Origin of the sequence: Streptomyces sp. sk2.1 (assembly GCF_008120935.1) — a bacterium.
Lineage (GTDB): Bacteria > Actinomycetota > Actinomycetes > Streptomycetales > Streptomycetaceae > Streptomyces.
The window spans coordinates 302616-306859 of record NZ_RDBO01000077.1 but is presented as its reverse complement, the minus strand read 5'-3'; the positions used below and the strand labels follow the sequence as shown (position 1 = coordinate 306859).

At 73.6% G+C, this 4244-nt stretch carries 3 protein-coding genes and 1 pseudogene; 1 reads left to right on the top strand and 3 read right to left on the bottom strand.

The features are described 5' to 3' along the window. Positions 1-694: L,D-transpeptidase family protein (locus EAO76_RS28740; protein ID WP_262375811.1), on the top strand; the 694-nt coding region annotated here is incomplete at its 5' end. Positions 695-1193: 499 nt separating this feature from the next. On the opposite strand, the gene EAO76_RS28735 is transcribed toward EAO76_RS28740, so the two are convergent. The 3 genes and pseudogenes from EAO76_RS28735 to EAO76_RS28725 all read right to left on the bottom strand — a co-directional run. Next, positions 1194-2342: a hypothetical protein gene (locus tag EAO76_RS28735; protein ID WP_148838821.1), complete on the bottom strand. Its 1149-nt coding sequence runs from the start codon at positions 2340-2342 to the stop codon at positions 1194-1196. After that, a complete protein-coding gene (locus EAO76_RS28730) occupies positions 2342-3109 on the bottom strand; it encodes an RNA polymerase sigma factor (protein ID WP_148838820.1) in 768 nt (255 codons plus the stop codon). Before EAO76_RS28730 ends, EAO76_RS28735 begins: the two co-directional genes overlap by 1 nt. 665 nt (positions 3110-3774) lie before the next feature. Further along, a pseudogene (locus EAO76_RS28725) lies at positions 3775-4244 on the bottom strand (hypothetical protein); the annotation flags it as partial.

Below are 4244 nucleotides of genomic sequence, written 5' to 3'. Positions count from 1 at the left end.
GTCCTCGCCCCCGTCGCCGTCCCCGACGGCCACGACGTCGCCCACGCCGAAGCCGGACCCGCAGGGCAAGACGCTGATGTCGAGCGGCTCCCAGGGCGGACAGGTACGGGAACTCCAGGCGCGGCTGCGGCAGATCGGCCACTTCGACCGCAGCCCGACCGGCTACTACGGCACCGTCACGGTCGCCGCCGTCCAGTCGTTCCAGGGCAAGCGCGGCCTCTCCCGCACCGGCAGGACGGACACCCTCACCTGGCAGAAGCTGCTCGGCATGACGCACCGGCCGACGGCCACCGAGCTGAACCCGCCGACCACCAGGCCGGTCGCGAAGCCGGACAAACGCTGCCTGACCGGCCGGGTCCTGTGCATCAGCAAGAACAGCCGGACGCTGTCGTGGATGATCGACGGCCGGGTGCTCTCGTCGATGGACGTCCGCTTCGGTTCCCAGTACACACCCACCCGCGAGGGCACCTTCTCGGTCTACTGGAAATCGCGCCACCACGTGTCGACGATCTACGACACGCCCATGCCGTACGCGATGTTCTTCAGCGGCGGCCAGGCGGTGCACTACTCGGCGGACTTCGCGGCCCGCGGCTACAACGGCGCCTCGCACGGCTGCGTCAACGTCCGGGACGAGGGGAAGATCGCCTCGCTCTTCGACCAGGTGAAGACGGGCGACAAGGTCGTCGTGTACTGACACGCCGCAGACGGACCGGATGGACCGGGCGGACCGGACCGATCGGGCGGGAAGCGGGGCCTGCGGGCCGGAACGGAAGGGGCGCGGACGGGACCGGGGGAACGTGTCCCGCCCGCGCCATGTGCGCTGAGCCGTAGGTACGGGGGGAACCCCGGCTCTGTGCGCTGCCGATGACCAGTCGGCTCAATCTGTACTGCGTCACAGCCTCGAAAAGTGTCACACCCGGTGCTCCGGGGCCGGAGAAACCTCGTCGCGGACGGGGCGGCCGACCCGGTCCGGCCTGCGGTTCGACCGGTCTGCGACACGGCCGGCGCGGTTCGCCCCGGGCCGGTACGACGTGGCCGGGGCAGCGGTCCGCCCGATTCGGTCGACCTGATTCGGCCAGTCGGATTCAGCCGCCCCGCGCACGGTTCGGTCAGCGGACCGGCCAGAGGCCCGACCCGTGGCTCACCCCGTGGCTCGACCCGTGGTTCGGTCGGAGGACCGGCTCATGGCTCGGTCAGCGCGAGGAGACCGCAGCGCCGGTGGCGAACAGGGCCACGGAGGGCGAAGGCGTGGGGATGGGGGACTCCCCGGAGCCGCCGCCGGAACCGCCGTCGGCCGGGGCCCCGCCACCGGTCGAACCGTCCTCGCCGTTCGACCCGTCACCGTCACCGTCGCTGTCGCCGTCGCCCCGTCCGTCGTCCCCGTCCCCGTCGCCGCTGCCGCCATCGCTGCCCGGGGTGCCGTTCCCGCCCTTGTCCGACCCCTCCAGCACGCGGTCGCAGAACCGTTCCAGGTTGCGGGCCCCCTTGGCCAGGATTTCGAGCTTCCGCCTGCGGTCGTCGTCCAGGTTGCCGTTGCGGTAGTCGCGGCAGGCCTTGAGCGCCTTGGCGTACCACGTGCCGGACGAGCCCCCGCCGGAGTGATCGGGCAGCCCGCCCCTGTCGGGGTTCTTCGTCGAACTGTTCGCGGAGCCGCCGGGCTCGCGCGTACCGCGTTCCTCGGTGCGGTTCGACCCGGTGTCGTCCGGCCGGCCGGACGACGGGGCGGAGCTGTCCGGCGTCGGCTCGGACGCGCCCCGTTCCGGGGCGGACGGCGGGGTCCGCGGGGTCTCGCCCCCGGTGGGCCGCGAGCCGAGCTCCTCGGGGGTCGCCGCGGCCGAGACCGAGGTCGCGGGCACGGGGGCACGGCCGCCGAACGGCCCGGGAATCATTCCCGTACCCGCCGCCACGGCCACCCCGCCGAGCGCGCAGCCCGCGAAGGAGGCGACCAGGCCGAAGCGGACGGGACGGCTCCAACGCGAGATGCGGTTCCGGCCCGAGCCCACCGAGGCGGCGGACGCGGCCCTGATGCGCACCATGGGCAGGGTGTCGGTACCGGCCTGCCGGGCGACGCTCTCGACGCCGCCCGCCTGTGCGTTCGCCCGCTTCCGSGCGCGCGCGGAAGCGGGCGCGGAACGCCTGGCGGTGCGGAAGGCGGCCAGCGCCGCGGCCTCGCCGGGCAGTTCACCGGTGGCCGGGCGGGCGGCCCGGGCGGCGGCGTCCAGCGCGGCCACCAGGCTCTCCGCCTCCGTACACGCGTGACCACCGACGGGATCGACCGGTTCGCCGCGGAGCAACTTCTCCGCGACTTCCTTGTCAAGCCATTCGTACTGCTCGTCGGCCATCACATGTCCTTCTGCGTCCAGGGACGCGAATGCGTCACACCCGCCGGCGCCGCCAGACCGTTGCGGGCGGGGCGTTGGGTGGGTACGGCATCGAGTTCCGCCGCATCCCGGCGGGTGGCGGTCGGGTCGGCCGGGTCCTCCCCGGCGGCGTGGTCCGCGGCGGTGCCGTCACCCCCGCCGTCCACCGCGCGGGAGCCGGTGCCTGAGCCGCCCGCACCGTCCGTGCGCAGCAGCTCGGCCAGCCGTTTCAGACCCCGGTGCGCCGCCGTGCGCACCGCTCCCGGGCGCTTGCCCAGGGTCTGCGCGGCACTCTTCGCGTCCAGGCCCACGACCACCCGCAGCACCACCGCCTCGGCCTGGTCCTGCGGCAGCTGGGCGATGAGCGACATCGTACGGCCGGTGGCCAGTGCCTCGATCGCCTCGTCGGCGGTGTCGGACTCGGCGGGCCGCTCGGACAGTTCCGACTCGTCGCCGCCGACGGCCGGGCGCCTGCCCCGCATCCGCAGGTGGTCCAGCGCGCGGTTGCGGGCTATGCGCGCCGCCCACCCCCGGAAGCGGTCGGCGTCACCGCTGAACCGGTCGAGGTCGCGCGCTATCTGCAACCAGGACTCGGAGGCCACGTCCTCGGCGTCCGGCTCTCCCACCAGTGTCCGTATGTATCCCAGCAGCCGCGGCTGCACGGCGCGGTACACAGTACGGAAGGCGTCCTCGTCCCCGTCCCGCGCCGCGACCACCGCGGCAGTCAACTCCGCGTCGTCCCCCAGCACTCCCTCAACCTGCCCTGCCGTCGCGAATCGCAGCTGGTCATCACTGCTCGCGCCACCCTGCGCGACACAGCACGCTACGTCCTTCGCGGGGCCCGCGTCCATGACTTGTACAACCCGCAACATTGCTCGGACGCGATGCGGTGTGACAGAAAACGCGGCGATGGCGCTGAGAGGAGTACGGGGTCGTCCTACGGCCCTGTCGGAAGACGACCGGGGCCTCTCCTGTGGGGGGTGGCGGCCCCGGTCGTCCTCGTTCTTCTCCCCGCCCGCGCCGCGCTCGCCGACCACGACGTCAATGTTGCTGCGACGGACACGCGAACGGCCCCGGGCACCGCCCTGGGAACAGGCGCTTCGCGCTGTCTCGACCTGGTGCGGAACACCCTGCTGCAGTCACTCGAACCCTGACGGGGACGAACCCTCGGTGCGCGAGCTCCGCTCGTACGCGCGTCAGCGGCTGACGTCCGTACCCGTGCGACCGGTCTTCTCCTGACACATCTCCGGAGGCCGGCGCGACGTCAGCCGCATCGTGCTCGGTCGGATCGGGAAGGCTCCGGAGTCACCGCCCGGCATGAGCAGGGCCGAGGAGCCAAACGCCCGGGGCGATCCGGGTGGCGCGAGCGAAAGCAGCTCTGCCGAGTGACGCGCCCCGGCCCGGGGCATGCGGTTCAGCCGGGTCCGGCACCGGTCGTGCCGGGGGCTCCGGGGGTTCCGGGGGCGTTGCCGTTCTCGCCGTTGCCGGTTCTCGACGGATCCGGGCCGTTCCGGGGGTCCTCGGGAGCGGTCGGCCGGTTGCCCGTGTTCCGTTGGTTCCGCTCGCCCTGGCCCCTGTTCGTCCCCCTCGGTGACGGGCGTTCGGGGAGCGCTGCGCAGTAGGCCGTCACCGCTGCCTCCGACGCGCCGCCCGCGGCTGCCTCCAGTCGTTCGAAGGCGGTGGCGTCCATGGCCCGGCCGTTGCCCCGGCCTTCGAGGTACACCCGGCACAGGGCGGCGACGTTCCGGGCCCGGTCGGAGGACCGGGGGCCGCCGGGGATGTTCGTGGGTCCCGTGTCCGGTCCGGTGCTCCGCCTCGTGCCGTCGTCGTCCGGCGGCGGCGGTGCCTCGCCGGTGCGGTGGGGGCCGGGGGTCGCGGGAGAGG